The following is a 4,012-nucleotide window of genomic DNA, read 5'->3' on the forward strand; positions in this document are numbered from 1 at the left end:
GAAAAGTGAGGGTGAATGGATTGGATCGAACGGATAAAAAGATACTTTCTTTGCTGGAGAATAATGGGCGCATATCAATGAAAGAACTGGCACATGAAGTTTCCTTAACAGCGCCTGCTGCTAAAGAACGTGTTAATAAATTAGAGGAAAGCGGAGTGATAAAGGGATATAAAACGGAAATATCCCTTGAAAAACTGGATAGGAGCATTACAGCATTCATTTTATTTGAAACAGATAGGTGTAAAGACTTTTATAATTTTAGCTTGAGACATCCAGATGTTCTGGAGTGCCACCGGTTAGCCGGTCAGTACAGTTATCTCATTAAAATAAGTACATTTTCCATGGAAACATTGGAGGACTTTGTCGATGAAGCCATTAAATATGGAAAATCGTCCACCCATCTGATTTTTTCTTCCGCAACGAAGAAAATTTTTGCAGGCGAAGAGATGTAACCCGGTTTTATTTATATATGTTCCGACGAATATCCATATTAAGGAATTTCCAGTAAGGGTACGATTAGCAGGAATAAACTCGACAGATAAAGAATGTAAACAGTGACAAAAATCACAATTGAAGAGAACAAAAAGGGAGTGGGGAATAGTGAGTATTATTTATGAGGAAGAAAAAATAATGGAATTCCTTTTGCGAAATAAAAGTGAATTTGAAGAATATCTTTTATCAGAAGCGGTCAATGTTAGAGAAAAAATCGAAGAAATCTTACTGATTGGAAATGTCGACCTTTTGAATAATGCTCATAAGCTCATCCGCTATATCGTGGAGCAGAATGAAGTGGATATGATAACTTTTGCCGAAAAAGAGGGAGTAACGTGGGCAACCCACTCCTTGACGCTCTCATTCAAGCTAGAATGGATCCAGGCGATCCGGAGAACGCTTTGGACCTTTCTTTATAAGTTAGAACATTCACAAGAAGTGTTTAGTGAGTCGGAAGTCTTTTTTGATTTAGAGAAAAAGATGAATGATAAGGTTGATGTTTTCCTTAAATCCTTTTTCGTCAGTTATTCGGATTACAAAGACAAATTGATTCTGGCCCAGCAAAACTTGGTGGAAAATCTCTCCGTCCCAATCATTCCGATCACAGCCTCCACCTGCGTCCTGCCGTTAATCGGGACAATCGATGATTCGCGTATAAAGATAATTGAGGAAAAAGTATTGTTGGAGATAGGGAAATTAAGGATACAGACCTTGATCTTGGACTTATCCGGTATCATCGAAGTGGAGGCTGAAATCATCAATCATTTATTGAATATCCTCGAAGGAACGGCAATGATGGGGTGTAAAGCCGTGGTGACTGGATTACGCCCGGAAGTGGTCACCAAAATGATCCGTGCAGGGGTCGATTTCGAAAATAAAGCAGAGACAAAGGGGACGCTGCAGCAGGCATTGAAGGACTATCTTGTAGTGAACTAAATCTTGGAAGCTGCCATGTTCGGTGGCTTTTTTTGGTTTGCTTGCACTGATAAGATAAGGAATAGGCGGATGAACTCTCTATGTTCAATACGAAAAAGAGCCCCCCTTTGTCTGCAATAGAGGGGGATGAATCACTTCAGCAAAGAATACATATATGTATCATGCGGAATGCCATTTTGGTAAATATAACTCCTTAAAATTCCTTCCTGGATGAAGCCATGCTTTACCAATAGATCGATGGAGGGTTGGTTCTCTGGAAAAACAACCGCGCCGATACGAGTTAAATCAAGCTCATTGAAACCGTAAGCGATGATTTCTTTAAGAGCCTCTGACGCAAATCCTTTGCGCCAATGTGCAGGATGGATTTCATAACCGATTTCCGCCCGTCTGTATTTCGGGCTATGTGCATGAAAACCGATGGTGCCGATCAAATCATGGGTATCCTTACGTTCCATTCCCCATCGAATGGCTCTTTTTTCAAGATAGTTCTTCGCGAAAGAGGCCACAATATCCTTTGCCTGTTCGACATTTTCCAATGAATCTTGGCCATAAAAACGGGTGACCTCATCTTTTGATAAACATTGGAAAAGAGCTTCCGCATCACTTTCATGAATTTCCCGTAAGCGTAACCTTTCCGTGTTCAATACAGTAAACATTTTTGTCCCTCCTCATATATCAGTATTCAATCTATTCGGTCTTCATGAAGGTTTTTCCTTTATTATGAAGTGCCTATTTTTCCGGTATTTTCGGTGGTAATCGGACAAGCTAACATTAGGTTCAACCTAAAAAGCAATGGATGAAGGGGAGATAGATCATGGGAAAAAAACATCGTAACCGTACCGGCTCACCGAAAAAGAATAACCATATTCCGAAAGCGGACATCATTGCAGAACATGAAGCACACGGTAAGGAATTTTCTGCGAATAAACGAAAGAACGGCCCAGGCACCAATACCGATTGATCGCTCATCATGACCGCTTATGCCTTTTTAGGGCAGGGCGGTATTTTTCGTTACTTGTGTTTCTTGCCATCAAGGGGTTCATCCTATATCTTAAAGAATGTAGAACCTTTGAAGGGAGATAGGATGATGAAAGCACTTGTCTTTGATAATTTTGGCGAACCGGAAGTCCTTTATGCGCGAGAAATTGAGGAACCTGAACATTCAAAATCGACAGTGATCGTTCGAATGAAAGCAATCGGCTTAAATTTTGCTGATGTATATAGAAGGAAAGGGAATTATCATTTAGTGGGTGAACCCCCATTTATTCTAGGTTATGAAGGGGCAGGGGTCATCGAATATGTCGGGGAAGATGTTCATCATGTGAAAGTTGGGGATCGTGTCGGGTTTGCAGATGTTCCCCATGCCAATGCAGAGCTGGTTTCAGTTCCAGCCGATAAGCTTTTACCGCTTCCTGATGGCATTTCCTTTGAAACAGCCGCTTCCGTTTTACTTCAAGGATTGACTGCCCAATATTTGACTCATGACAGCTATCAAGTTAAACAAGGCGAAACCGTCCTGGTTCATGCTGCTGCAGGTGGAGTCGGTCAATTGCTGACACAGATGACCAAGATGAAAGGCGCCCAAGTCATTGGCTTAACCTCTTCAAATGATAAAGCGGCTGTTGCAAAACAAACGGGTGCCGATCATGTTTTTCTTTACGGATCGGACTGGGTAAATTCGATTAAGGATGCAACGGGTGGAAAAGGTGTTGACCTCGTGTATGAATCCGTCGGTCAAACCTTGCTGGATAGTTTCGAGGCAACCAAGACTAGAGGGACTGTCGTGTTCTTTGGAATGGCAGGTGGTGATCCAGAGAAGATCGATCCGAGAATGCTAATGGATACATCCAAAGCATTAATAGGAGGAGACCTCTGGAACGTATTGACTACACATGAAGAACGGAAAAGAAGAACAGCAGAGTTGTTCGAATGGATCATGTCAGGGAAAATCATCATTGATGAACCGACTACTTTTTCGTTGGAAAATGGAGCGGATGCCCATAGACTACTTGAAAGCCGGAAAAGCACCGGGAAAATATTATTAATACCTTAAAGTGATGATGGCTATCTATTGAATGGTAGTTCTAGACTGTAGAAAAACTCGATAATAATTGAGTTTGAACTGCCCCGTAAATGTTAGACACCAAACTAACATTTACGGGGTGTTTTTTTAGATTATATAATTCGAATGTTGATTTCCTCTTCAGGCACTCGCTTTCCGCAGGAGTCTCGCACACCCGTTTCAAACAACTTTGTTTTAACATTGAGATAGAACTCCTTTTGTAACCTTTTTGTCTACAAACTAGGCTATCCATTGAATGATAGACTTTTTTCATTCCATTTTTCCCCCGTAAAATGCCTTATTCATACTGAGGATCAGATTCTTTTTCAGTCCCCTTTTGCAGAAATCTTTAGTCCTTGGATAACTCACTTTTAAATGCCCTTGCTATTAAAGGAGTCCCCTTATCCACAAGACACATGATAGGTGTTAGGTCGTCATCGAAAAGACTGGTCTTCGCATATACACGTTAAATCGGAAAAAGTAGCATCTTTAGAAAAAATATTTTTGGAAGATGTATGATTG

General features: G+C 40.9%; 5 protein-coding genes. 4 read left to right on the forward strand and 1 reads right to left on the reverse strand.

Translation table 11 applies throughout. The features are described from left to right. Both ACFWE9_RS26165 and ACFWE9_RS26170 read left to right on the forward strand, forming a co-directional pair. Window positions 1-452: Lrp/AsnC family transcriptional regulator (locus ACFWE9_RS26165; protein ID WP_377359571.1), on the forward strand; the 452-nt coding region annotated here is incomplete at its 5' end. Between the two features lie 145 nt (window positions 453-597). Then, window positions 598-1,428: an STAS domain-containing protein gene (locus tag ACFWE9_RS26170; protein ID WP_230162790.1), complete on the forward strand. Its 831-nt coding sequence runs from the start codon at window positions 598-600 to the stop codon at window positions 1,426-1,428. Window positions 1,429-1,559: 131 nt separating this feature from the next. Here the strand turns inward: ACFWE9_RS26170 and ACFWE9_RS26175 are convergent, their stop codons facing one another. Beyond that, window positions 1,560-2,084 carry a GNAT family N-acetyltransferase gene (locus ACFWE9_RS26175; protein WP_230162776.1) on the reverse strand — a complete coding sequence of 175 codons (525 nt, stop codon included), beginning with the start codon at window positions 2,082-2,084 and terminating at the stop codon, window positions 1,560-1,562. A gap of 158 nt (window positions 2,085-2,242) precedes the next feature. Between ACFWE9_RS26175 and ACFWE9_RS26180 the strand changes: the two genes are divergently transcribed. After that, window positions 2,243-2,389 carry a hypothetical protein gene (locus ACFWE9_RS26180; protein WP_230162774.1) on the forward strand — a complete coding sequence of 49 codons (147 nt, stop codon included), beginning with the start codon at window positions 2,243-2,245 and terminating at the stop codon, window positions 2,387-2,389. Between the two features lie 126 nt (window positions 2,390-2,515). Then, window positions 2,516-3,481, forward strand: a complete 966-nt coding sequence (locus ACFWE9_RS26185; protein ID WP_230162772.1) for a quinone oxidoreductase family protein — start codon at window positions 2,516-2,518, stop codon at window positions 3,479-3,481. The last annotated feature ends 531 nt before the right edge of the window (window positions 3,482-4,012 follow it).

This window comes from Peribacillus sp. NPDC060253 (assembly GCF_042727425.1).
Classification (GTDB): Bacteria; Bacillota; Bacilli; order Bacillales; family DSM-1321; genus Peribacillus.

What these genes read in the sequence shown, in the direction of transcription:
- ACFWE9_RS26175 (WP_230162776.1), bottom strand. Translation starts at nt 2,084, where the DNA reads ATGTTTACTGTATTGAACACGGAAAGGTTACGCTTACGGGAAATTCAT.
- ACFWE9_RS26180 (WP_230162774.1), top strand. Translation starts at nt 2,243, where the DNA reads ATGGGAAAAAAACATCGTAACCGTACCGGCTCACCGAAAAAGAATAAC.
- ACFWE9_RS26185 (WP_230162772.1), top strand. Translation starts at nt 2,516, where the DNA reads ATGAAAGCACTTGTCTTTGATAATTTTGGCGAACCGGAAGTCCTTTAT.